Source organism: Micromonospora sp. LOL_025 (genome assembly GCF_048060285.1).
Taxonomy (GTDB): domain Bacteria; phylum Actinomycetota; class Actinomycetes; order Mycobacteriales; family Micromonosporaceae; genus Micromonospora.
The window spans coordinates 89,582-109,439 of record NZ_JBHMIR010000006.1 but is presented as its reverse complement, the minus strand read 5'-3'; the positions used below and the strand labels follow the sequence as shown (position 1 = coordinate 109,439).

Below are 19,858 nucleotides of genomic sequence, written 5' to 3'. Positions count from 1 at the left end.
CTCAGTAGTTGGGGCCGCTGTTGCCGGCGACGGCGATCAGCGCGATCCAGCCGCAGCAGGCCAGCAGGCCGAGCCCGGTGATGACGTAGCTGAGGATCAGGCCCCACGTGGCGAGCTGGTCGCCCTCCTCGCCCGTGGTGCGGATCTGCCGCTTGGCCAGGTGCCCGAGGACGATGCCGGCCGGGGAGAAGACGAACGCGAAGACCAGCGAGAGGATGGCCAGCACGTTCGTCCCGCCGGGCCGGTGACCGGACGGCGGGCCGTACTGCCCGTAGGGCACCTGCGGGGTGTACGGGGGCTGGTGTGCCCACTGCTGCCCGTGCGGCGGCTCCCCGGGTCGCTCGTAGCTCGGCTGCCCGTAGGCGGGCTGCTCGTAGCCGGGCCGCTCGTACGACGGCCGGTCGTACGCGGGCTGCTCGTAGGACGGCGGTTCGGGGGCGGGCGGCTCGGAGGGCGGCTCGTACCGTGACGGGTCGTGCCCCGGCGGGGGCTCCCAGGGCGACGGCGACCGGTCCGGATCGGGCGGCCCCGACGACGGTGGCTGGCTCACGGTCTCCTCCTGCCGGTGGCGGATCGCGTCCCCTCTTGCCGGACGCTACCCGCAGCGGTGAACCTTTTCACAGCGGTTGTGTGGACTGGTCACCTTGGCCTCGACGGCCGTGCGGCCAATACTGACCAAGCGTTCAGTTACCCATGAGTAAGGCGCCGACCCCCGGAGGCTGAGATGGCCCGACTCGCCCAGACGCCCGGCCTGACCGATGTGCAGCGGTCGATCCTGGAGACCGTCCGGGAGTTCGCCGACAAGGAGATCATCCCGCACGCGCAGCGGCTGGAGCACGCCGACGAGTACCCGAGCGACATCCTCGACGGGATGCGCGAGATGGGCCTCTTCGGCCTCACCATCGACGAGGAGTACGGCGGGCTCGGCGAGTCCCTGCTCACCTACGCGCTGGTGGTCGAGGAGCTGTCGCGGGGCTGGATGTCGATCTCCGGCATCGTCAACACCCACTTCATCGTCGCGTACCTGATCTCCCAGCACGGCTCCGCCGAGCAGAAGGCCCGGCTGCTGCCGAAGATGGCGACCGGCGAGGTGCGCGGCGCGTTCTCGATGTCCGAGCCCGAGTGCGGCTCCGACGTCTCCGCGATCAAGTCGAAGGCCGTGCGCGACGGCGACCGGTACGTCATCAACGGCCAGAAGATGTGGCTGACCAACGGGGCGTACTCCGCCGTGGTGGCCACCCTGGTCAAGACCGACACCGGCGCCGACTCCGTCTACGGCAACATGAGCACCTTTCTGCTGGAGAAGGAGCCCGGCTTCGGCGAGACCGCGCCCGGCCTGACCATCCCCGGCAAGATCGACAAGATGGGCTACAAGGGCGTCGAGACCACCGAGATGGTGCTCGACGGGGTGAGCGTCCCCGAGTCCGCCGTCCTCGGCGGCGCGGAGAAGGTCGGCCGCGGCTTCTACCAGATGATGGACGGCATCGAGGTCGGCCGCGTCAACGTGGCCGCCCGCGCCTGCGGCATCTCGATCCGCGCCTTCGAGCTCGCCGTCGCGTACGCCCAGCAGCGTCGCACCTTCGGCCAGCCGCTCGCGAAGCACCAGGCCATCGCCTTCAAGCTCGCCGAGATGGGCACCAAGATCGAGGCCGCCCATGCGCTCATGGTCAACGCCGCCCGGCTCAAGGACGCCGGCCAGCGCAACGACGTCGAGGCCGGCATGGCCAAGCTGCTCGCCTCGGAGTACTGCGCCGAGGTCGTCCAGGAGGCGTTCCGCATCCACGGCGGCTACGGCTACTCCAAGGAGTACGAGATCGAGCGGCTGATGCGGGAGGCCCCGTTCCTGCTCATCGGCGAGGGCACCTCGGAGATCCAGAAGACCATCATCTCCCGGGGCCTGCTCAAGGAGTACAAGCTCTGACGGGCGAGCCGGTCACCCACCGGCCGGCTCGACGGCCGGCTCCGGTGCGGTGACCGGCCCCACCGCCAGCGCCTGCGGTCGTTCCCGGTACGCCTCGATCGCGCTCGCCAGGCGCTGCTCCGGCACTGCCACGTCCCGGCCGCCGACCACCGGAGCCGGGTCCAGCGATCGCCACACCCTCGGCCGCAGCCGGACCCCGGCGAGCCGACCGTCCTCCCGGTGCAGAATCACCCGGTCGATGTTGGACCAGTCGTACCGCCGGCGGCCGTGCCGGATCCCGCTCGCGGTCAGCGCCAGTCGCCCGGTGAACCGCAGGCCGGAATAGGCGACGAAGCCGGTCGCCGCCGCCAGCCCGACCAGGAGCGCCAGCCGTACGACCCGGGCCCACTGCGGGTCGGCAGGCAGCAGCATCGTCACCACCAGCGTCACCGCCGTCGCGAAGGTCAGGTTGGTGACGAGGTCGACCCAGCCGGCCAGGGACCGCCGCGCGACCAGACCCGGCTCCGTCCCGTCCGGGCCGGCCACCCGTTCCCGCCAGACCAGCCGGGCGTCCTGCCGCGGCCGCCACCGTCGCAGCAGTGCGGTCGGACCGACGAGCAGATAGAAGACGCAGACGGTCCCGTCGACCTCGAACCGGGGAACCCGGGCCAGCGCCGCAGCCACCAGCACCGTCACCGCCGCAGCCACCGTCGCGGCCAGCAGCCGGCGCGACCAGAGCCCGTCGTCACGCTTCGGCAGCCGGCCGGACAGGCGGGGAGACATGGCCGCAGGGTACGGATCGCGGGCAACCGCCCCGGCGGGCGCCCTCGCCGCTGCGGCGCGACCTTTCCCCGAGCCCGATCAACCCAGCCGCGTCAGGCCGGCGGCGGCGCGCTCGACGATCAGGCAGCGGTCCTCGACGTAGTCGACGCCCGCCTCGGTGGCGATCCGCCGCGCCTCGGCCGAGACGATGCCGAGCTGCAACCAGACCGCCGGCGCGCCGATCGCCACCGCCTCGCGCACCACGTCGACCGCGTCCTGGGCCGGCCGGAACACGTCGACCAGGTCCACCGGGTGCGGGATGTCGGCTAGGGACCGGTAGACCCGCTCGCCGAAGAGTTCGTCGGCCGTCGGGTTGACCGGGACGATCCGCCAGCCGTACCGCTGCATCTGCAACGGCACGCTGTGCGCGGCCTTGCGCGGGTCGCGGGACGCGCCCACGACGGCGATCACGGCGGAGTCGGCGAGGATCTGCTGAGCGGAGCGCACCCGCCGACTCTAACCCCGCCGCTCAGCCCCCGCCCGCGAGCGCGCGGCGCAGCCGGGCGTACTCCTGCGGCGTGCCGATCGCCGCGCGGTGCTCCGGGTGGACGGTGTAGTGCGTGACCGCCCCGGCCAGCAGGTCCGGCGCGACGTCCAGCGCCCAGGTCTCCACGTCCACCTGGCGACGCCGGACCACGCCCCCGCGCCGGATCAGCCCCGGGCTCCGCACCGGCAGCCGGAGGGAGCCGACCTGCGGCCGGCGGACCGGGGCCGCCGGCTCCAGCGCCTCCCACGGCACGTGGACGTGCCGCAACGGGTCGCCTGCGGTGATCCCCGCCGGGGTCAGCACGAACTCCGGGACCCGTCGCCAGAGGGCGACCGCCAACACGACGGACAGCGGACCGGCCAGGCGCGGGTAGATCCAGCAGCATGAGCAGGGCGGTGGGGCCGCCGGTCCGTTCCGCCCACCCGACCACCATGCCCCAGAGCAGCCTGAGGGCCACCGCGACCACCGCCGTGACGCGCTGCCGGCGCAGCGCCCTTGCGATCGTCTCCCGCACGCCGGCAGCGTATCGGTGGCCGTCTACAGGAGAGTGAGCTGCTCGGCGGCCGGCGGCGCGGGAACCGGGTCGGTCGGGCGGCGGTCGTCGCCGCGCTCGCCCCTGTGCAGCCCGTGCCGGCGGGCCGCGATGCGCACCCGCGCCGTCAGCTCCCGCTGGTAGGACTGCGGGGCGTACGCGCCGGAGCGGTAGAGCTCGCGGTAGCGGGGGACCAGGTGCGGGAACTCGCGGCCGAGCCAGCGCGCGTACCACTCCCGGGCCCCCGGCCGCAGGTGCAGCGCCAGCGGCGTCGCGCTGCTCGCCCCGGCGGCGGCGATGGCCGCCACGGTCGCGTCGATCGACTCGTCGTCGTCGCTGAGCCCGGGCAGGATCGGCGCCATCAGCACGCCGACGTCGAAGCCGGCGTCGGCCAGCGCCCGTACGGCGTCGAGCCGCCGCCTCGGGCTGGGGGTGCCCGGTTCGACGGCGCGCCAGAGCCGCTCGTCGACGAAGCCCACCGAGTACGACACGCCGACCCGGGTGACCTCGGCGGCCTGGCGCAGCAGCGGCAGGTCACGCAGGATCAGCGTGCCCTTGGTGAGGATCGAGAACGGGTTGGCGAAGTCGCGCAACGCCGCGATGATCTGCGGCATGAGCTGGTAGCGCCCCTCGGCCCGCTGGTAGCAGTCGACGTTGGTGCCCATCGCGACGTGCGCGCCCCGCCAGCGCGGCGCGGCCAGCTCCCGCCGGACCAGCTCACCGGCGTTGACCTTGACGATGATCTTCCGGTCGAAGTCCGCCCCGGTGTCGAGGTCGAGGTAGGTGTGCGTGTTGCGTGCAAAGCAATATCTGCATGCATGACTGCATCCCCGGTACGGGTTGATCGTCCACTCGAACGGGACGCGGGACGTGCCGGGCACCTTGTTGATGATCGACTTGGCCTGCACCTCGTAGAACGTCATGCCGGCGAAGCCCGGGGTGTCGAAGGTGCGGGCGACCGCGCCGGGCAGCGCCAGCGGCAGGGGTGGTGTCGCCGGCGCTGCCCGGTCGGGGACCCCCTCGTCCGGGGGAGCGGCGAGGTTGTCCCAGCGCATGGCCCTCATTCGAACACGCGTACGAGCAGAGCGCAAGCGACCCGCCGTGTTCCCGACCACCTCGCCGCCGGCCGCACGGTCGGCGGGTGGAGGATGGAGGGCATGGAGAGGTCGACGTTCGTCTACGACGGGGACTGCGCGTTCTGCACCCGGTGCGCCGAGTTCATCGACCGGCGCATCCCGACCGGCGTGCGGGTGGTGCCGTGGCAGTTCGCCGACCTCGACGCGCTGGGCCTGAGCGAGGCCGAGTGCGAGGAGGCGGTGCAGTGGGTGGGCGCCGACGGTTCCCGCGCGGCCGGCCCGGACGCGATCGCGCGGCTCCTCGGCGACAGCGGTCCGTTCTGGCGGGTGGCGGGCGCCGGCCTGCGGTTCCCCCCGGTACGCGCCGCCGCCTGGCCCGCGTATCGCTGGGTGGCCCGCAACCGGCACCGGCTGCCCGGTGGCACGGCCGCCTGCGCGCTGCCGCAGGAGGCGCGCGAGCGCCTCTACGGGCCGTCCGGTCGCCCGGCCGCGGACGCCTGACCGGCGAGTGCCGGCGCGGCGCCGGCGGGCGCGCCGGTGTCCCGCCCCCTGCCGGTGAGCAGTCGGCGTGCCCAGACCACCGGCCGGACCCGCTCCAGGGGCAGGAAGGCGGTCATCGCCGCGAGGTGCGGGGCGAACGAGATCGTGATGGTCGCCATCGTGACCAAATGGAACGAGTAGAAAAAGCCCACCATGGCCAGTCGCCAGCGTTCCCTCAGCAGGAACACCACCGGGCTGAGCAGCTCGAACGCGACGATGCCGAACTGGGCGACGATCAGCAGGTACGGCACCGAGGCGATCAGGTCGGCCAACTCGGTGCCGCGCCGGATGATGGCTCTGGCCAGCACCGAGCCGGTGAGCCAGTCGAGCCCACCGAAGCGCAGCTTGGCCCAGGCGGCCAGGAAGTACGTGCAGATGACGGCGATCTGGGTGACCCGCAGGGCCCAGCCGCCCGCCTCGGTGCGGGTGGCGTCGCCGTGCCGGGCCCGGCCGGCGGTGGGCAGCACGGCCAGCGCGACGAGCAGGCCGAACCGGTCGTGGTCGACCTTGCCGTAGCTCATCGCGACGATCATCCACTCGAAGTAGAGCGCGAAGACCGTCCACCCGAGCAGGCGGGGCGCCCGGCCGGTCGCGGCGAGCAGGGCGAGCAGCAGCAGGGCCCAGAAGAGCACGGCGACCAGCGCCGGGTCCGGCGTGGGCAGCGGCAGCAGGCGGCCGACCAGCAGCGGCCGGTAGAGCTCGCCGGGCACCGCCACCCGGGTGCGCACCCAGGGGGTGAAGACGACCAGGTCGGCGGCGACGAAGAGGTAGGTCAACGTGCGGAAGGCGGCCACCCGACCACGGGGCACCGCCTCGGTCAACCAGCGGCTCATCGGTCCGCCCGCCAGGCGACCACGGTCTCGTCGGTCCAGCGGCCGGTGGGGCGCCCCTGGCGGATGCCGTGCCAGCGGACGACGATGCGGACCTCGACCAGCTCCGCCGCGCCCGGGTGACGCTCGGCGTACGCGTCGGCGACCTCGGCGAGCAGCGCGGGGTCGGCGGCGTATCGGCTCTGCTGGCCCTCGATCTCGGCCCGGCGGATGCCGGTGGCCCGCTCGCCCAGGTCGACGACCGCTCCGCTGCTGTCCACGCCCTCGACGCGGGTGTCCGGGGCGGGGGAGTTCGGCGGGTTGGACGTGGAGTACATCCGGAACGGGCCGAACGGGAAGTGGTCGTCGGTGCCCCAGGCGGTGCCGGCCAGCAGGACGGCCAGGCCGAGGACGGTGGCGGCGAGCCGGGCGGCGCGACCGCGGGTGGTCAAGGTTTCCATCGGGTCGTGACGATACGGGATGTACCGCCCGCCTCGGCTCCCTCCGACGGCCACTTCCCGCTGGCCGGCGGGCCAGGGGGCCGCGTCCACGGCCCGGGGCGGAACGCGCGTCCGATCCCTGGTCTCCCGGCGCAGCGCGCGGATCCGCCGCCTCCGCGCCGGAGAAGGTCAGCTGCGTGCCGGCTCTCTCCTCCCGTCACCCGGCGGGTGGACGACGAGGGCCGGGCCCGTCGGGGCCCGGCCGTCGTGGAACGCTGCGGCTCAGTGGCTGTGTCCGGCCAGCTTGTTGCGGACGTCGTCCATGTCGAGGGCCTGGACCTGCTCGATCAGGTTCTCCAGGGCGGACTCGGGGAGGGCGCCGGGCTGGGCGAAGACGATGACGCCGTCGCGGATCGCCATGATGGTCGGGATCGAGCGGACGTCGAACTTGGCGGCCAGCTCCTGCTGCGCCTCGGTGTCGACCTTGCCGAACACGATCTCGGAGTGCTTGTCGGAGGAGCGCTCGTAGACCGGGGCGAACCGCTTGCACGGGCCGCACCAGTCGGCCCAGAAGTCGACCAGCACGATGCCGTCGCTGCCGGTCACCTCGTCGAAGTTTGCCGTGGTCAGCTCTACGGTTGCCATGAAAGTCTCCGATCGGCGCGGAATAGCTACGTCTGGTGGAACCAGGGCGTACCGCGTGGAATTCCCGGCCCGCCTCCGCCGAAACGTGCTCGTCACGGCGTTGCGCAGGTCACGCTCGCATCGATGTCGGTTGTTCCGGGCCGCCGTTGCGGTACGCAAGTGCACGACGCATTTGCGTGACCGGTCGTGATGGGAGCGTTTCCAAGGAGATCGACACGATTGACCGGAACGAATGAGCAATCAGGCGGTTGACAAGCGGCTATCCGCCGTGTGGAGATCGCCGCGTGCCGGCCGGTCGAGCACGCACAGTAGTGTTACGAAAAGGTAAATGTGACCTCCGTCTCTGTTCGGGTCGCCTTGTCGTACGGCAGAATCTTCCGCATCAGAGCGTGGGCGGCGGGTGCCGGGGAGGGCCCCGCCGCTCATTGCGTCTCCCCCCGGTTGTGGCGGTGTGACATTTCCGCACGCCACAAGCCCCGCGCCTCGCCTTAACACTCCATAAGGCATGCTGTGCCGAACTCCATCGCCGCCCGTCGAAGGGGACAAGGATGCAGTTCGGCCGCTACTACGAGGAGTTCGAGGTCGGCGCGGTCTACCGGCACTGGCCCGGCAAGACGGTCACCGAGTACGACGACCACCTCTTCTGCCTGCTCACCATGAACCACCACCCGCTGCACATGGACGCGCACTACGCCGAGACGGCGAGCCAGTTCAAGCGCAACGTGGTGGTCGGCAACTACATCTACTCCCTGCTGCTGGGCATGTCGGTGCCCGACGTCAGCGGCAAGGCGATCGCGAACCTCGAGGTGGAGTCCCTGCGGCACGTGGCACCCACCTTCCACGGCGACACGATCTACGGCGAGACCACCGTGCTGGACAAGCGCGAGTCGTCCTCCAAGCCCGACCGGGGCGTGGTCTCCGTGGAGACCCGGGGCTACAAGCAGGACGGCACGATGGTGTGCGTCTTCCGCCGCCGGGTGATGGTCCCCAAGAAGGAGTACGCGGCGACGGCGGTGCCCGAGGGCGTCGACCCGGAACGGCCCAGCTTCCCCGAGCCGCGCTGACCGACGGGCCCCTTCTCATCCGGGTTCCGGGTGGTAGGGGCCCTTTTTCCGATCCGGGGCATATGCTGGCGCCGGAGGTCCCCATGAGCCACTCCGTCGCCGGAGAGCCGCCCTCTGCCGGCCGCCACGCCGCACCGCTGACCACCGCTGTCTACTCCGCCGCCGAGTGGGATCTGCTGACCGGCCTGCCCGGCCGCGTGGTCGTGGCCGCCGCCGCGCCCGGCCCCGGACGGCCCCACCCGGGAGTCGCCGCCGGGCTAGCGGGCCTGGAGGCGGTCGCGGCCGGTCGGGCCTTCGACAGCGATCTCGTACGCGCGGTGGTCGCCGCCATCTACGCCCGGCACGACGGGGCGACCGACCCTGTCGAGCGCCTCACCGACGTGGTGGACCTGCTCGCCGCCTGCCGGGCCGCGACCCGGGTGCTGCGGCGGCGGGCCGACCCCGCCGACTCGGCCGCGTACCGGCAGTGGGTGCAGTCGGTGGCGGCCCGGGTGTGCAGGGCGGCGACGGCCGGGGCCCCGGGGCTGCCGCCGGCCCCCGCCGACCGTCGCTTCCTCGACCGGCTCGGCGGGGCGCTGGGGCTGCGCTGAGCCCTGCCACGGTCGGTCCGTCCGTCCCCGGTCGCCCCGGTGTCCCCGCCCGTCGGTCCGGTGTCCGCCCTGTTCGGTCCGGCCGGTGTCCGCGGCGGTCGGTCCGTCCACGCCGGCCGGGGGCGGTGGCCGCGCCGGGGTTGCGACCCGGGCCGGGGCCCGCAGGCCGTACCCTGCGTGACCGTGACCGGAGACCAGCTCGACGTCGGCGTGGGACCCTGGCCCGGGGACCCGCCGGACGACCCGCGGTACGACCCCGAGCTGCTCGCCGAGGGCGACCGGCGCAACGTCGTCGACCGGTACCGCTACTGGCGGCGCGAGGCCGTGGTGGCCGACCTCGACCGGCGGCGGCACGACTTCCACGTGGCGATCGAGAACTGGCAGCACGACTTCAACATCGGCACGGTCGTGCGCAACGCCAACGCCTTCCTCGCCGCCGAGGTGCACGTCGTCGGCCGTCGGCGGTGGAACCGGCGCGGTGCCATGGTGACCGACCGCTACCAGCACGTCCGGCACCACGAGACCATCGAGGAGTTCGTCGCCTGGGCGGCCGGGCGGGAGCTGCCGGTCGTCGGCATCGACAACCTCCCCGGCTCCCGCCCGCTGGAGAGCACCACCCTGCCCCGGCGCTGCGTCCTGCTGTTCGGGCAGGAGGGCCCGGGCCTCTCGGACCCGGCGCGTGCCGCCTGCGACCAGCTCTTCTCGATCGCCCAGTACGGCTCCACCCGGTCGATCAACGCCGGCGTGGCCAGCGGCATCGCCATGCACGCCTGGATCCGTACGCACGCCGGGCCGCCGCCGGGCTGAGCGGGCCCGATGCGGCACCGCTGAGCGGGCCCGATGCGGGGCCGCTCGACGCCGTCCGGCGGCACCGAAACGGGCGCTCCGCTTGACGGGGCGGCGTGCGGGGGTGACGGTGGGATGGTGAGTGTCGCGGTGAGTTGCCCGAAATGTGGTGGACCGGTGCGGGCGCCGGACCTGATGCACACCGAGTCGCGCTGCCTGGACTGCGGGCCGGTCTCCCCGCTGCACGTGCCCGAGCACATCGGGACCGAGATCGTGGCCAGCGTGGTGGACCGGATCGTCGCCGCCGCCGACCCGCCGACCCGACCGAGGACGCCGCTGTGGTGCCCGTGGCCGCTGCCGACCGGCTGGACCATGACCGGCGTGGCGTACGCCGGCGACGACCGCACCGGGGTGCGCGCCACGGCGGTCGCCTGCGCCGGGCTGGAGCCGCTCGGCGGGGGCCCCGCGGACCTGGTCTTCGTGGCCGAGGAACCGGGCGTCGGCCTGGGCACCCGGTTCGCGGGGCTGGCCGGGCCGGATCCGGGCCCGGAACTCGCGCAGGCGTTGACCGATCCCGGGCCGGGGCATCCGGAGCACGTCGGGCAGGCCAGGATCAAGGTGGCCGGTCATCCCACTCCACTGTGGCTCGTGAACTCGCCGACGGATCGAAGCGCGTACGCGGGCGAGGCTCGGGGATTGTGGCTCCATGCGATAGCCTGGCCGGCGAGTGCGGGTCACCTGCTCGCGGAAGACGTCGTGCTGCACGACCTGACCGAGTGGACACCGCCCGAGCTCGTGTACGGCGCACCGTCTCCGTATCTGCACGGGAAGGCTTGACGGGCCTCAGGGCTTGACAGGCATCCCGGAATGTCGGAGAACGGACGCAGATATTCACTGTACGACACCACACTGATACTCTGGGTGCCGCTGCGGTAATGGGACCCGGCGCCGCGCGAGAGGATGGCCCGCCATGGTCAAGAAGGTCCTCACCTGGGCCGGAATCGCATTCTTGATCTTCTTCGTCGCATATCGGCCAAATTCTGCGGCGGACGTGTTCAAGTCACTGGGCGGCGGGATCATGGACATCGCCCAGGGGTTCGGCGACTTCTTCACCAGCCTCGTCGCCTAGCCGCCGATGGGAAACCCCTCCGGTCCACCCTTCGATCCCGACGATCCCGATCGGGAGCGCCGGGATCGAGACACGGAGCCGATCCCCCGGATCGGTCCCGACGACGGGCCAGGCTACGGCACCGGTCCGGGCCTCTCCGACGGCCCCTCGCTCTCGGATGACGCCGGCTTCGGCGACGGCCCGGCGTACGCCGGGGAGGGGCGGTCCGGTCGGGCCTGGGTCCGTGACCCGGAGGCCGGCTACCAGCCCCCGCAGATCTCCGAGGACGAGCTGGCCGGTCTGCGGGCCGACGCCGCCGGCATGGCGCCGCGCCGGGTGCTGCCGTTGGAGGACGAGCCCAGCTCGCTGGTGGCCCGCTACCTCTTCCCGACCGAGCGCTACCGGGGCGAGTGGAAGCGGCACTGGATCCACCTCTCCACCCCGCTGCTGGTCGGCATCGCCGCCACCTTCGTGCTGGGCTACCTCTCCGGCTTCCTCGCCGGGCAGGACGTGGGCGCGCTCACCACGATCGCGGTGCTGCTCTGGTTCGCCGTGATGGGGTGGGTGGCCTGGAAGGTCGCCGACTGGTGGTACGACCGCTTCATCCTGACCAACAAGCGGGTGATGGTGGTCAACGGCATCATCACCCGGCGGGTCGCGATGATGCCGCTGGTCCGGGTCACCGACATGAAGTACGAGCAGACCCCGACCGGCCGGGCGCTCAACTACGGCACGTTCGTGCTGGAGTCCGCCGGTCAGGAGCAGGCGCTGCGTGAGATCAAGAACCTGCCCAACCCCAACGAGCTCTACCTGCGCGTCGTCGAGGAGATGTACGAGCCGCAGGCGGTCGAGGCGCGGCTGGGCAAGGAGGCCGACGAGGCCAAGGCCGACGACGGGGCGTGAAACTTTCCGTCCGAACATCGGAGGAACTGCGCACCGTTCGCCGTCGACCCGGGCACTGCTGGCATGGCAACCTGCCAGGGGAACGGGGCGCGGAGGTGGCCGGTGGTGAGCAGGGATCCCTTGGAGGAGGAGTTCCGCGACTTCGTCGCGGCCCGCTCCGGCGCCCTACTGCGCACCGCCTACCTGCTCAGCGGGGACTGGGCCACGGCCGAGGACCTGTTGCAGACCGCGTTGACCAAGACGTACCTGGCCTGGAAGCGGCTCGGCGGGATCGAGGCGATCGAGCCGTACGCCCGCCGGGTCATGATCAACACATCGACCAGTTGGTGGCGGCGGCGCTGGCACGGTGAACGCCCCACCGACGTGCTGCCGGAGCGGGCCGGGATCGACGAGATCGAGCAGCAGCTCGACCGGGACCTGCTCTGGCGTCACCTGAGCGCGCTGCCCAGCCGGCAGCGGGCGGTGCTCGTGCTGCGCTTCTACGAGGACATGTCCGAGGCACAGACCGCCGTGCTGCTCGGCATCTCGCCGGGCACGGTCAAGAGCCAGACGTCGCGCGCCCTGGGCACCCTGCGTCGCCGGATGGGCGCCGAGGCCGCCCTCGACCTGCCGACGGGGGCCGACCCGACCCCGGCCCTGCCCCGGGACGACGGCACCGACCGGTCCACCCCCGCCCGCGGCGGCACCGACCGATCCGCTCCCGTGCAGGGCGGCGCCGACCGTCCCGCGCCGGCCCGCCCGTCGACGGCCTACGGGGCGCCGACGATGGTGGTGGGCGAGGACGCGGCGGCCGTGGTCGCGGCGACGAACGCCAGGCCGCCGGTCGTCGCACCGGCCGCGGCGGGCAGCGCCACCGCCGCCGTCCCGGGTGGGTCGGGAGGCGCCACCGCCGCCGTCCCGGGTGGTGCCGCGACCGAACCTCCGGCGCAGGTGGCCACGGCGGCGGCCACCGTGCCTCCGGCGTCGGACGCCGGGCGTCGCACGCCGGACGCCGAGCCGACCGACGAGGCGGCGGGCGATCCGGTGCCCGTCGCGTCGGGGGCGCGGGCCGGGGCCGGGGCGGGCTCGCGTACCGCCCGCGACGAGCAGCGCGGCCGGCAGGCCGCCTTCCCGGTCGTACCGGCCGGCACCGGGGAACACCGGTGAGCCGTCCGGTCGGCCGTGGTGACAACCGGACCGAAGGCCCGACGCGTCCATTCGCCGTGACCGAGGACGAGCTGGAGCAGGCGGTACGGGAGGCGTTCGCCCGCCGGGTGTCCGTCGCGCGCCCGCTCGTGGCCGATCCGGCGGGACTGGCGATCCGGCGGGCCGACCGGTCCCGGCGCCGGCGGACGCTGACCGGGATCGCTCTCGCCGCGGTGGCCACCGTGACGGTCAGCGCCGGGATGGCGCAGCTGGGGCAGCAGCCCGGGCGACCCACCCATCCCACGGTGGTGCTCGGCGACCCGTACGCCTCGCCGCTGCCGGACCCGACCCCGCAACTGTCGGCCGTCCCGAAGGCCGACCTGGGCCGGGGCGAGGTGGACCTCATCCTCCACGACGTGCTGGTCACCGCCGGCGGGCAGCGGCTCTCCCTGCCCGACGTGGGTACGGCCGCCGAGCGTGCCCAGCGGCTCCCCGACGGGGCCGGCTGGGCGGTGGTGGGCGCGCCGACGGCGGCCGGCCGTTCGCTGTGGGTCGTCCTGCCGAACGGCGCGGCGCACCTGCTCCTGGCCGGGGCGCGGGACATCGTCCTCAGCCCGGACGGGCGGCAGGTCGCCTGGCGGGAGGGGGCGGACCTGGTCGTCGCGGGCATCGTCGGCACCCAGGTCGTCGCCGCCGCCCGCACTCCCGCACCGTCCGATGCGGCGCCCGTCGCTTTCGCCGGCGACACGGTCCTGGTCCGCCTCGACCCGGGCCGGCCCGGTCATGCCCTGTGGCGCCCGGCGGCGGGTCCGCCGCGCGGCGCGGGCGACGCGGCCCTGCACGTCTACGGCACCCGCCCCGACGGGCTGGCGGTCGCGCTGGTGTCCGCCGGCACCCCCCGCCGGCCCTGTGTCGCCCTGCTCGACCCGGCCCGGGACCTCGCGCCGGTGCGGACCGGGTGCGTACCGGCGCTGACCGGCGACGGAGCCGGCGGGGTGTCCGCCGACGGGCGGTGGCTCCTGGCCAACGGGAAGGCGGGCCGGCAGGACCGCGCGTTGCTGGTCGACCTGGACCGGCTCGCCCCGGCACCGGCGCCCCGCCCGGCCGGTCCGCCCGTGGCCGGGCCGGTGGCGTGGACGCCGCAGGGGACGGCCCACTACCCGGACGCGGACGGCGCCCTGGTGCGGGTCGAGGTGAGCCGGGCGCTCGACGGCGAGATGGCCGTGCCCGTGCCCGTGACCGGCCTGCCCGTCGGAGAACGCGCGGTGCCGGTGGGCGGCGACCGCCGTCCCTGACCGCGCCCGCGCGCCCGGGGCGGGCCGCAGGCCGGTAGCGTCGGGCCGATGAGCGCGGCACCGCGGATCGACCTGCACACCCACTCCACCGCCAGCGACGGCACGCTCAGCCCGGCCGAGCTGGTGCGGGCGGCGGCGGAGTCAGGGCTGGACGTCGTGGCGATCACCGACCACGACACCACGGCCGGCTGGGCGCCGGCCCTGGCGGCGCTGCCGGCCGGGCTCAGCCTGGTCCGGGGCGCGGAGCTCTCCTGCCGGTGGTACGGCGAGGAGCCGGCGCTGCCGCTGCACCTGCTGGCGTACCTGTTCGACCCGGACGCCCCGGAACTCGTCGCGGAACTGGCCCGGGTGCGGGCCGCCCGCGAGGAGCGGGGCGAGCGGATCGTGGCGCTGCTGCGGGCCGACGGGATCGACGTGAGCTGGCCGGAGATCCTGACCGGCGCGGGCGGCGGGACCGTGGGCCGGCCGCACATCGCGCAGGCGCTGATCCGGGCCGGCCTGGTGGCCACGACCACGGAGGCGTTCGGGCCGGACTGGCTGGGCGAGCGCTACCGGCTGCCCAAGGAGGACATCGACGTCTTCCGCGCGGTCCGGCTCGTCCGCGCGGCGGGCGGCGTGCCGGTCTTCGCCCACCCCCGGGCCACCCGGCGGGGGCGGATCGCGCCCGACGAGCTGATCGCCGACCTGGCCGCGATCGGGCTGGCGGGGCTGGAGGTCGACCACGAGGACCACTCCCCGGCCGAGCGGGCGCACGTGCGGGCCCTGGCCGGTGAGCTGGGCCTGCTGGTGACCGGCTCGTCGGACTTCCACGGCACCCACAAGACCGTCCGGCTCGGGGCGTTCACCACCGAACCGGGGGCGTACGAGCGGATCGTCGCCGAGGCGGGCGGAGTGACCGAGGTCGCTTCCGGCTGATCCGCGTTTCCGCCTCCGGCGGCGCGGCTACGTTGATCACGTGGATGCCAAGCTGTTCGGCGAGGTCTTCGTGACCCTGCTGGTGATCGTCGACCCGCCGGGCATGATGCCCATCTTCCTGGCGTTGACCGGCCCGCTGACGGCGCGGGACCGCAACCGCGCCGCCTGGCAGGCCGTCGCCCTGGCGCTGGGCGTGATCGTGATCTTCGCGGTGGCGGGGCAGACGCTGCTCGACTACCTGCACGTGGACCTGCCGGCGTTGCAGGCCGCCGGCGGGCTGCTGCTCATCCTGGTGGCGCTGGAGCTGCTGACCGGCAAGGCGGACGACCCGAGCCAGCAGGTCACCTCGAACATCGCCCTGGTGCCGCTGGGTACGCCGCTGCTGGCCGGCCCCGGCGCCATCGTGGCCACCATGCTCTTCGTCCAGCAGGCCGACGGCGGGGCGGACGTCACGGCCATCGCCGCCGCGATCGTGGCCGTGATGGTCACGGTGTGGGTCGTGCTGCGGTTCTCCGGCGGGATCGTCAAGATCCTGCGTCCCGGCGGGATCGAGGTGCTGACCCGGATCGCCGGCCTGCTGCTGGCCGCGATCGCGGTGCAGCTCATCGCGGACGCGGTGGCCGCGTTCGTGACCCAGTACGCCAACATGACCTGACCGGCGCCCGGTTCCGTCGGGGGTGGATGGCAGGATCGCGGTGTGCGACGAGCCTCTTCAGCGGGACGGTCCTCCACCGGCGGCGGCCGGGCGCCCCGGCAGCGCGGCGAGCAGCCTGAGCAGCTCGGCTTCGAGGGCATGCCGGAGCGGCTCTTCGTCTGCACCCCGAGCAAGCTCGGCGCCTACGCCGACTGCCCCCGGCGCTACCGCTACTCCTACGTCGACCGTCCGGCCCCGCAGAAGGGCCCCCCGTGGGCGCACAACTCCCTCGGCGCGAGCGTGCACACCGCCCTGAAGAACTGGTACGCCCTGAGCCCCGAGCGGCGCCGGCCGGAGGCGCTCGCCGCGTTGCTCAAGGGCACCTGGGTGCGCGAGGGCTACCGCGACGACGAGCAGGAGCGGGCGGCCTACCGGCGGGCCCTGGGCTGGCTGGAGTCCTACGTCGAGACGCTGAAGCCGGGGGCCGACCCGCTCGGCGTGGAGCGGGTGGTGGCGGTCAAGACCGCCGTGCTTGCCTTCAACGGCCGGGCCGACCGGATCGACTCCCGCCCCGGGCCCGACGGCCCGGAGCTGGTGATCGTCGACTACAAGACGGGCCGCACGGGGCTGGACGCCGACGACGCGCGCGGCTCGCAGGCGCTGGCGCTCTACGCGTACGCCGCCGAGCGGGTGTTCCGCCGGCCGTGCCGCCGGGTGGAGCTGCACCACCTGCCGACCGGCACGGTGGCCGCGCACGAGCACACCGTGGAGTCGCTGGCCCGGCAGCTCACCCGCGCGGAGGAGACCGCCCGCGACATCATGGTTGCCGAGCGGGCGGTCGCCGACGGGGAGGATCCCGACGAGGCGTTCCCGACCACGCCGGGCCCGCGCTGCGGCTGGTGCGACTACCGGCGCACCTGCCCGGTGGGGGCGCAGGCGCCGGGCAAGGAGCCGTGGGCGGCCGTCGAGCGCGCCGCCGACCCGGGGCCCGGCCAGGACTGAAGGCCCCGCGCCCGCCCGGTCAGGCCGGCGTGCCGGCGAGGCGGGTGGCGCGTTCCTTGGCGGCCTGCTGCAGCGGCCCCTCCCGCCACCGGCGGGGCAACGCGGCGAGGGTCAGCCGCAGCGCCCGGACGCTCAGGTCGGCCGAGAGCGCGGTCGTGGGCAGGCCCAGCCCGCCGTACATCCGCCGGGCCCAGGCCGGCAGCAGCGCGAGCGCCGTGCCGGCGATGCCGAAGTACGCCCAGCGGGGCGGCCCGAGGTTGAGCCCGATCCGGGCGGGCAGGCTGAGCTTCCACGGGATCGGCGGCGCGGTGAGGAAGAGCGCCGTCTCGGCCGCCTCGCGGGTCATCCGCAGCTCCGGGCGGATCCGCCGGTAGTAGTCGGCCACCTCGGCGGCGGTGCCCGGCACCGTCGCCGGGTCGAGGCCGACCAGGGCGGCGGAGCGCCGCTGCTCGGTGTAGTAGCCGTCGATCTCGTCGGCGGTCAGCGGCAGCCCGGCCCGGCGGGCCGTGTCGAGGAACGACTCGACCTCGGTGACGTGCACCCAGCGCAGCAGCTCGGGATCGTCGACCCGGAACTCCTCCCCGGTGAACAGGTCGGTGGCCCGCAGGCGGGCGTGCCGGCGGCGGACCCGGAGCCCGGCGGCCTCCGCCTCGGCGGTGGTGCCGTAGATGGTGGTGCCCACGTAGGTGGCGGTGCGCACCAGGCGGCCCCAGGCGTCGGAGCGGTAGTTGCTGTTCTGGGCGACCCCGGCCATGGCCCGGGGATGCAACGACTGGAGGTAGAGCGAACGCAGGCCGGCGACGATCAGGATCGGCTCCTCGTGCACCTTCCACGTGACCGAACCCGGACCGAAGAGGCCGAGGTCATCGGAGTCCACCGCCCAAGCGTGCCACGCCCTGCCGGCGGGCGCCGCGCGGAGAGCCGTCGGCCGTCAGTCGTCGGCGGAGCGGCGGGCCTGGCAGGTGGGGCAGAGGCCCCAGAACGTCACTTCCGCCTCGTCGACCTCGAACCCGTGGGCGATGTCCGGGTCCAGGCAGGGCGCACTGCCGACCGCGCAGTCGATGTCGGCGATCTCGCCGCAGCCCCGGCAGACGACGTGGTGGTGGTTGTCCCCGGCGCGGGCCTCGTAGCGGGCGGGGCTGCCGGCCGGCTCGATGCGGCGGGACAGCCCGGCGCGCGACAGCGCGCCCAGCACGTCGTAGACCGCCTGGGTGGAGACCGAGTCGAGGCGCTGGCGCACCCGGCGGGTGATCTCGTCGACCTCGAGGTGGCCGCCGGCGGCCAGGACGTCGAGCACGGCGAGACGCGGCCGGGTGACCCGCAGGCCCCTCGACCGGAGCAGTTCCTCGCCACCGGGCACGTGCCAATGACAGCACGCGGGCCGGCGAGCGACAACCGGCCTCCGGGAGAGGTGGCGCCGGCCACAACCCGGGGTCGCTGGCGCGGGCCGCCGCGGCGGCGGGCCTCCTCGTGGAGGAACGGTGAACCGGACCGGTTCCGGGCGCGTGTTGTCGATCGAGACGAACTGGGCGGGTCGACCGGCGCACCGTACGCTGGCACCCCGCGACCCGTGCCGCCGGAGGTGTCGATGTTCAAGGAGATCCTGGGTCTGCCGGCCCACGTGCTGGTGGTGCACGCGGTCGTCGTGCTCGTGCCGCTGCTGGCGCTGCTCTCCGCCGCCTACGTGGCGTTGCCCAGGTTCCGGTCACGGCTGGACTGGGCGGTGGCGATCCTCGCCGTGGTGGCGCCCGTGTCGGCCTTCGTCGCGGTCGAGTCGGGGGAGGAGCTGACGGACGCGTTCGTCGCCCGGGGCATGCAGGGCCCGATCGTGGAGCAGATCTTCGCGCACTCGCGCTACGGCGACATCCTGTTCCGCTGGGTGCTGCCGCTGGCCGTGGCGTCGCTGCTGCTGCTCGCCGTGACGAGCGGGCACCGGCGGGTGCCGAAGCTGCCGTCCTGGGTGACCCCGGTGCTGTCGGTCGCCGTGGTGGCGTTCGGCGTCGTCAGCCTCGTCTACGTCTACCTGACCGGGCACTCCGGGGCCGAGACCGTCTGGGGCAACACCCTCTGACGTCCGCCGGTCGCGGCGGGCGGCGGGAGGCCGGCGACCGCGCCCCTGGTCAGAACACGAGCCGGGAGCAGAGCACGCAGACGAGGACCACCAGCACCACGCCGGCCACCGTCCCCACGCCGTACGTGAGGCGCTGCGCCCGCTGCTCCGCCGCGTCGAGTTCCGCCATGTCCTGTGGCGGCAGCCGCCGCGGCGGTGGCGGTCGCAGGTGCACCGGTGGGCGCCACCCGGCCGGGGGCGGGGTGGTCGCGGGCGGGCCCGGGTAGCCGCTCCCCCGCGCCGGGGGCGACGCGGCCGGACCCGGGGGTGCGCCCGTGGGCCGCTCGGGCGGGGCGTCGGGCCGCCGCCAGTACTCGTCCGGGGAGCCGCCGGAGGTGGGGGTCGTCACGCCGTCCGACGCTACCAACGCCCCGGCCCCGCGGCCGGCCGGACGCGGCGGCCCGGCGGTTCGTTCGCCGCCCCCACCGGTGGTGGCTGCGCTAGTCTTGCCGCTCGTGAGCATCACCGAGGATCCGGGCACGCCGACGGTACGCGGCGACGACGACCGCGCCGTCGACCTCAGCGACGACTTCGTGGTGCTGCCCGAGCAGACCGCCGACGACACCGACCGGGGCTGGGGCGAGCGCTCGGGCGGCAACGACGACTGGCTGCTCGCGGAGCGCCCCCCGCACTGGGACTGAACGGGTCACCGCCACCCCGGCGGACGACCGGCGGCACCCTGGCGTCGCGGTGCTCCGTGCGCAGCGACGGTCGTACCGCCGCTGTGGACAACCCGCGTCGCCGGTGTGGACAGCGTCGCCGCCCTGTGGACACGCGGCCGGCCCGAGAACCGGCCCCGGTTGCGGAGCCGGCCCCGGGCCGGTGTGGCGTGGGTCAGGAGGCGCTGGCGGTGCTGGCAGCCGGGGCCTTGCCCCCACCGCCGGTGGAGCCGCCCGAGCCCGACGACGAGGACGAGCCCGACGACGGGGACGAGCCCGACGACGGGGAGGCGGCGGACGAGCCGCCGGACGAGCCGGAGTCACCGCCGGAGGACGAGTCGGACTTCGCCGGCTTGGCGGCGGCGCCGGTCTTCGTGCTCTCCGAGCCGGACGAGCGCGAGTCCGTGCGGTAGAAG

General features: G+C 74.2%; 27 protein-coding genes. 16 read left to right on the top strand and 11 right to left on the bottom strand.

Going from position 1 to position 19,858, the window contains the following annotated elements; translation table 11 throughout:
• Nucleotide 1: 1 nt before the first annotated feature.
• On the bottom strand, nucleotides 2–550 hold the full coding sequence (locus tag ACFHW0_RS10720) for a DUF4190 domain-containing protein (protein ID WP_416607116.1): 549 nt from the start codon (nucleotides 548–550) through the stop codon (nucleotides 2–4).
• Between the two features lie 174 nt (nucleotides 551–724).
• Here ACFHW0_RS10720 and ACFHW0_RS10715 point away from each other — a divergent pair, with 174 nt between their 5' ends.
• Nucleotides 725–1,921, top strand: a complete 1,197-nt coding sequence (locus ACFHW0_RS10715) for an acyl-CoA dehydrogenase family protein (RefSeq protein ID WP_416607115.1) — start codon at nucleotides 725–727, stop codon at nucleotides 1,919–1,921.
• A gap of 12 nt (nucleotides 1,922–1,933) precedes the next feature.
• Here ACFHW0_RS10715 and ACFHW0_RS10710 read toward each other — a convergent pair whose 3' ends face one another.
• The 4 genes from ACFHW0_RS10710 to ACFHW0_RS10695 all read right to left on the bottom strand — a co-directional run bounded on the left by ACFHW0_RS10710 (nucleotide 1,934) and on the right by ACFHW0_RS10695 (nucleotide 4,796).
• Entirely contained in the window at nucleotides 1,934–2,683 is a 750-nt protein-coding gene (locus tag ACFHW0_RS10710) for a hypothetical protein (RefSeq protein WP_416607114.1), read from the bottom strand.
• 78 nt (nucleotides 2,684–2,761) lie between these two features.
• Nucleotides 2,762–3,169: a CoA-binding protein gene (locus ACFHW0_RS10705; protein ID WP_416607113.1), complete on the bottom strand. Its 408-nt coding sequence runs from the start codon at nucleotides 3,167–3,169 to the stop codon at nucleotides 2,762–2,764.
• A gap of 22 nt (nucleotides 3,170–3,191) precedes the next feature.
• Complete coding sequence (locus tag ACFHW0_RS10700; RefSeq protein WP_416607112.1) at nucleotides 3,192–3,551, bottom strand: hypothetical protein; 360 nt, start codon at nucleotides 3,549–3,551, stop codon at nucleotides 3,192–3,194.
• A gap of 195 nt (nucleotides 3,552–3,746) precedes the next feature.
• Nucleotides 3,747–4,796 (bottom strand): Rv2578c family radical SAM protein, encoded by a 1,050-nt coding sequence (locus ACFHW0_RS10695; RefSeq protein ID WP_416607111.1) that lies wholly within the window; start codon nucleotides 4,794–4,796, stop codon nucleotides 3,747–3,749.
• A 102-nt stretch (nucleotides 4,797–4,898) separates the two neighbouring features.
• On the opposite strand from ACFHW0_RS10695, the gene ACFHW0_RS10690 reads away from it, so the two are divergent.
• Nucleotides 4,899–5,318: a thiol-disulfide oxidoreductase DCC family protein gene (locus tag ACFHW0_RS10690; RefSeq protein ID WP_416607110.1), complete on the top strand. Its 420-nt coding sequence runs from the start codon at nucleotides 4,899–4,901 to the stop codon at nucleotides 5,316–5,318.
• On the opposite strand, the gene ACFHW0_RS10685 is transcribed toward ACFHW0_RS10690, so the two are convergent.
• From ACFHW0_RS10685 to trxA, 3 genes are all read right to left on the bottom strand, one after another.
• Nucleotides 5,282–6,190, bottom strand: a complete 909-nt coding sequence (locus tag ACFHW0_RS10685; protein WP_416607109.1) for an HTTM domain-containing protein — start codon at nucleotides 6,188–6,190, stop codon at nucleotides 5,282–5,284. The genes ACFHW0_RS10690 and ACFHW0_RS10685 overlap by 37 nt on opposite strands.
• Entirely contained in the window at nucleotides 6,187–6,627 is a 441-nt protein-coding gene (locus tag ACFHW0_RS10680) for a hypothetical protein (protein ID WP_416607108.1), read from the bottom strand. Before ACFHW0_RS10680 ends, ACFHW0_RS10685 begins: the two co-directional genes overlap by 4 nt.
• A gap of 261 nt (nucleotides 6,628–6,888) precedes the next feature.
• A complete protein-coding gene (gene trxA, locus ACFHW0_RS10675) occupies nucleotides 6,889–7,251 on the bottom strand; it encodes a thioredoxin (RefSeq protein ID WP_416607107.1) in 363 nt (120 codons plus the stop codon).
• A gap of 548 nt (nucleotides 7,252–7,799) precedes the next feature.
• Here trxA and ACFHW0_RS10670 point away from each other — a divergent pair.
• The 11 genes from ACFHW0_RS10670 (at nucleotide 7,800) to ACFHW0_RS10620 (ending at nucleotide 16,673) form a co-directional block, all read left to right on the top strand.
• Nucleotides 7,800–8,315: a MaoC family dehydratase gene (locus ACFHW0_RS10670; protein ID WP_416607106.1), complete on the top strand. Its 516-nt coding sequence runs from the start codon at nucleotides 7,800–7,802 to the stop codon at nucleotides 8,313–8,315.
• A 62-nt stretch (nucleotides 8,316–8,377) separates the two neighbouring features.
• On the top strand, nucleotides 8,378–8,905 hold the full coding sequence (locus ACFHW0_RS10665) for a hypothetical protein (RefSeq protein WP_416607105.1): 528 nt from the start codon (nucleotides 8,378–8,380) through the stop codon (nucleotides 8,903–8,905).
• A gap of 183 nt (nucleotides 8,906–9,088) precedes the next feature.
• Entirely contained in the window at nucleotides 9,089–9,712 is a 624-nt protein-coding gene (locus ACFHW0_RS10660) for a TrmH family RNA methyltransferase (protein ID WP_366640944.1), read from the top strand.
• A gap of 114 nt (nucleotides 9,713–9,826) precedes the next feature.
• A complete protein-coding gene (locus ACFHW0_RS10655; protein ID WP_416607104.1) occupies nucleotides 9,827–10,528 on the top strand; it encodes a DUF6758 family protein in 702 nt (233 codons plus the stop codon).
• Nucleotides 10,529–10,661: 133 nt separating this feature from the next.
• Nucleotides 10,662–10,820 carry a hypothetical protein gene (locus ACFHW0_RS10650; protein ID WP_007455302.1) on the top strand — a complete coding sequence of 53 codons (159 nt, stop codon included), beginning with the start codon at nucleotides 10,662–10,664 and terminating at the stop codon, nucleotides 10,818–10,820.
• Between the two features lie 6 nt (nucleotides 10,821–10,826).
• Nucleotides 10,827–11,702, top strand: a complete 876-nt coding sequence (locus ACFHW0_RS10645) for a PH domain-containing protein (protein WP_366640942.1) — start codon at nucleotides 10,827–10,829, stop codon at nucleotides 11,700–11,702.
• Between the two features lie 105 nt (nucleotides 11,703–11,807).
• The gene (locus ACFHW0_RS10640; RefSeq protein WP_416607103.1) at nucleotides 11,808–12,848 is read left to right on the top strand and encodes a SigE family RNA polymerase sigma factor; all 1,041 of its coding nucleotides are present in this window, start codon (nucleotides 11,808–11,810) and stop codon (nucleotides 12,846–12,848) included.
• A 56-nt stretch (nucleotides 12,849–12,904) separates the two neighbouring features.
• Complete coding sequence (locus ACFHW0_RS10635) at nucleotides 12,905–14,122, top strand: hypothetical protein (protein ID WP_416607102.1); 1,218 nt, start codon at nucleotides 12,905–12,907, stop codon at nucleotides 14,120–14,122.
• 48 nt (nucleotides 14,123–14,170) lie between these two features.
• Nucleotides 14,171–15,037 carry a PHP domain-containing protein gene (locus ACFHW0_RS10630; protein WP_416607101.1) on the top strand — a complete coding sequence of 289 codons (867 nt, stop codon included), beginning with the start codon at nucleotides 14,171–14,173 and terminating at the stop codon, nucleotides 15,035–15,037.
• Between the two features lie 40 nt (nucleotides 15,038–15,077).
• Nucleotides 15,078–15,692, top strand: coding sequence for a MarC family protein (locus ACFHW0_RS10625; protein WP_132231586.1), 615 nt, complete (start codon nucleotides 15,078–15,080; stop codon nucleotides 15,690–15,692).
• A 138-nt stretch (nucleotides 15,693–15,830) separates the two neighbouring features.
• A complete protein-coding gene (locus ACFHW0_RS10620) occupies nucleotides 15,831–16,673 on the top strand; it encodes a PD-(D/E)XK nuclease family protein (protein ID WP_416607309.1) in 843 nt (280 codons plus the stop codon).
• A 19-nt stretch (nucleotides 16,674–16,692) separates the two neighbouring features.
• On the opposite strand, the gene ACFHW0_RS10615 is transcribed toward ACFHW0_RS10620, so the two are convergent.
• Nucleotides 16,693–17,550, bottom strand: a complete 858-nt coding sequence (locus tag ACFHW0_RS10615) for an oxygenase MpaB family protein (protein ID WP_416607100.1) — start codon at nucleotides 17,548–17,550, stop codon at nucleotides 16,693–16,695.
• A 54-nt stretch (nucleotides 17,551–17,604) separates the two neighbouring features.
• Nucleotides 17,605–18,033 (bottom strand): Fur family transcriptional regulator, encoded by a 429-nt coding sequence (locus ACFHW0_RS10610; RefSeq protein ID WP_089002133.1) that lies wholly within the window; start codon nucleotides 18,031–18,033, stop codon nucleotides 17,605–17,607.
• A gap of 228 nt (nucleotides 18,034–18,261) precedes the next feature.
• Between ACFHW0_RS10610 and ACFHW0_RS10605 the strand changes: the two genes are divergently transcribed.
• The gene (locus ACFHW0_RS10605; protein ID WP_416607099.1) at nucleotides 18,262–18,744 is read left to right on the top strand and encodes a DUF2231 domain-containing protein; all 483 of its coding nucleotides are present in this window, start codon (nucleotides 18,262–18,264) and stop codon (nucleotides 18,742–18,744) included.
• A 49-nt stretch (nucleotides 18,745–18,793) separates the two neighbouring features.
• On the opposite strand, the gene ACFHW0_RS10600 is transcribed toward ACFHW0_RS10605, so the two are convergent.
• Nucleotides 18,794–19,132, bottom strand: coding sequence for a hypothetical protein (locus ACFHW0_RS10600; RefSeq protein WP_416607098.1), 339 nt, complete (start codon nucleotides 19,130–19,132; stop codon nucleotides 18,794–18,796).
• Between the two features lie 97 nt (nucleotides 19,133–19,229).
• On the opposite strand from ACFHW0_RS10600, the gene ACFHW0_RS10595 reads away from it, so the two are divergent.
• Together ACFHW0_RS10595 and ACFHW0_RS10590 are read left to right on the top strand one after the other, a co-directional pair.
• Entirely contained in the window at nucleotides 19,230–19,424 is a 195-nt protein-coding gene (locus tag ACFHW0_RS10595) for a hypothetical protein (protein WP_121396719.1), read from the top strand.
• Nucleotides 19,425–19,612: 188 nt separating this feature from the next.
• Nucleotides 19,613–19,855, top strand: coding sequence for a hypothetical protein (locus ACFHW0_RS10590; protein WP_416607316.1), 243 nt, complete (start codon nucleotides 19,613–19,615; stop codon nucleotides 19,853–19,855).
• The last annotated feature ends 3 nt before the right edge of the window (nucleotides 19,856–19,858 follow it).

What these genes read in the sequence shown, in the direction of transcription:
- ACFHW0_RS10715 (WP_416607115.1), top strand. Translation starts at nt 725, where the DNA reads ATGGCCCGACTCGCCCAGACGCCCGGCCTGACCGATGTGCAGCGGTCG.
- ACFHW0_RS10710 (WP_416607114.1), bottom strand. Translation starts at nt 2,683, where the DNA reads ATGTCTCCCCGCCTGTCCGGCCGGCTGCCGAAGCGTGACGACGGGCTC.
- ACFHW0_RS10695 (WP_416607111.1), bottom strand. Translation starts at nt 4,796, where the DNA reads ATGCGCTGGGACAACCTCGCCGCTCCCCCGGACGAGGGGGTCCCCGAC.
- ACFHW0_RS10690 (WP_416607110.1), top strand. Translation starts at nt 4,899, where the DNA reads ATGGAGAGGTCGACGTTCGTCTACGACGGGGACTGCGCGTTCTGCACC.
- ACFHW0_RS10685 (WP_416607109.1), bottom strand. Translation starts at nt 6,190, where the DNA reads ATGAGCCGCTGGTTGACCGAGGCGGTGCCCCGTGGTCGGGTGGCCGCC.
- ACFHW0_RS10680 (WP_416607108.1), bottom strand. Translation starts at nt 6,627, where the DNA reads ATGGAAACCTTGACCACCCGCGGTCGCGCCGCCCGGCTCGCCGCCACC.
- trxA (WP_416607107.1), bottom strand. Translation starts at nt 7,251, where the DNA reads ATGGCAACCGTAGAGCTGACCACGGCAAACTTCGACGAGGTGACCGGC.
- ACFHW0_RS10670 (WP_416607106.1), top strand. Translation starts at nt 7,800, where the DNA reads ATGCAGTTCGGCCGCTACTACGAGGAGTTCGAGGTCGGCGCGGTCTAC.
- ACFHW0_RS10665 (WP_416607105.1), top strand. Translation starts at nt 8,378, where the DNA reads ATGCTGGCGCCGGAGGTCCCCATGAGCCACTCCGTCGCCGGAGAGCCG.
- ACFHW0_RS10655 (WP_416607104.1), top strand. Translation starts at nt 9,827, where the DNA reads ATGGTGAGTGTCGCGGTGAGTTGCCCGAAATGTGGTGGACCGGTGCGG.
- ACFHW0_RS10650 (WP_007455302.1), top strand. Translation starts at nt 10,662, where the DNA reads ATGGTCAAGAAGGTCCTCACCTGGGCCGGAATCGCATTCTTGATCTTC.
- ACFHW0_RS10645 (WP_366640942.1), top strand. Translation starts at nt 10,827, where the DNA reads ATGGGAAACCCCTCCGGTCCACCCTTCGATCCCGACGATCCCGATCGG.
- ACFHW0_RS10630 (WP_416607101.1), top strand. Translation starts at nt 14,171, where the DNA reads ATGAGCGCGGCACCGCGGATCGACCTGCACACCCACTCCACCGCCAGC.
- ACFHW0_RS10620 (WP_416607309.1), top strand. Translation starts at nt 15,831, where the DNA reads ATGCCGGAGCGGCTCTTCGTCTGCACCCCGAGCAAGCTCGGCGCCTAC.
- ACFHW0_RS10605 (WP_416607099.1), top strand. Translation starts at nt 18,262, where the DNA reads ATGTTCAAGGAGATCCTGGGTCTGCCGGCCCACGTGCTGGTGGTGCAC.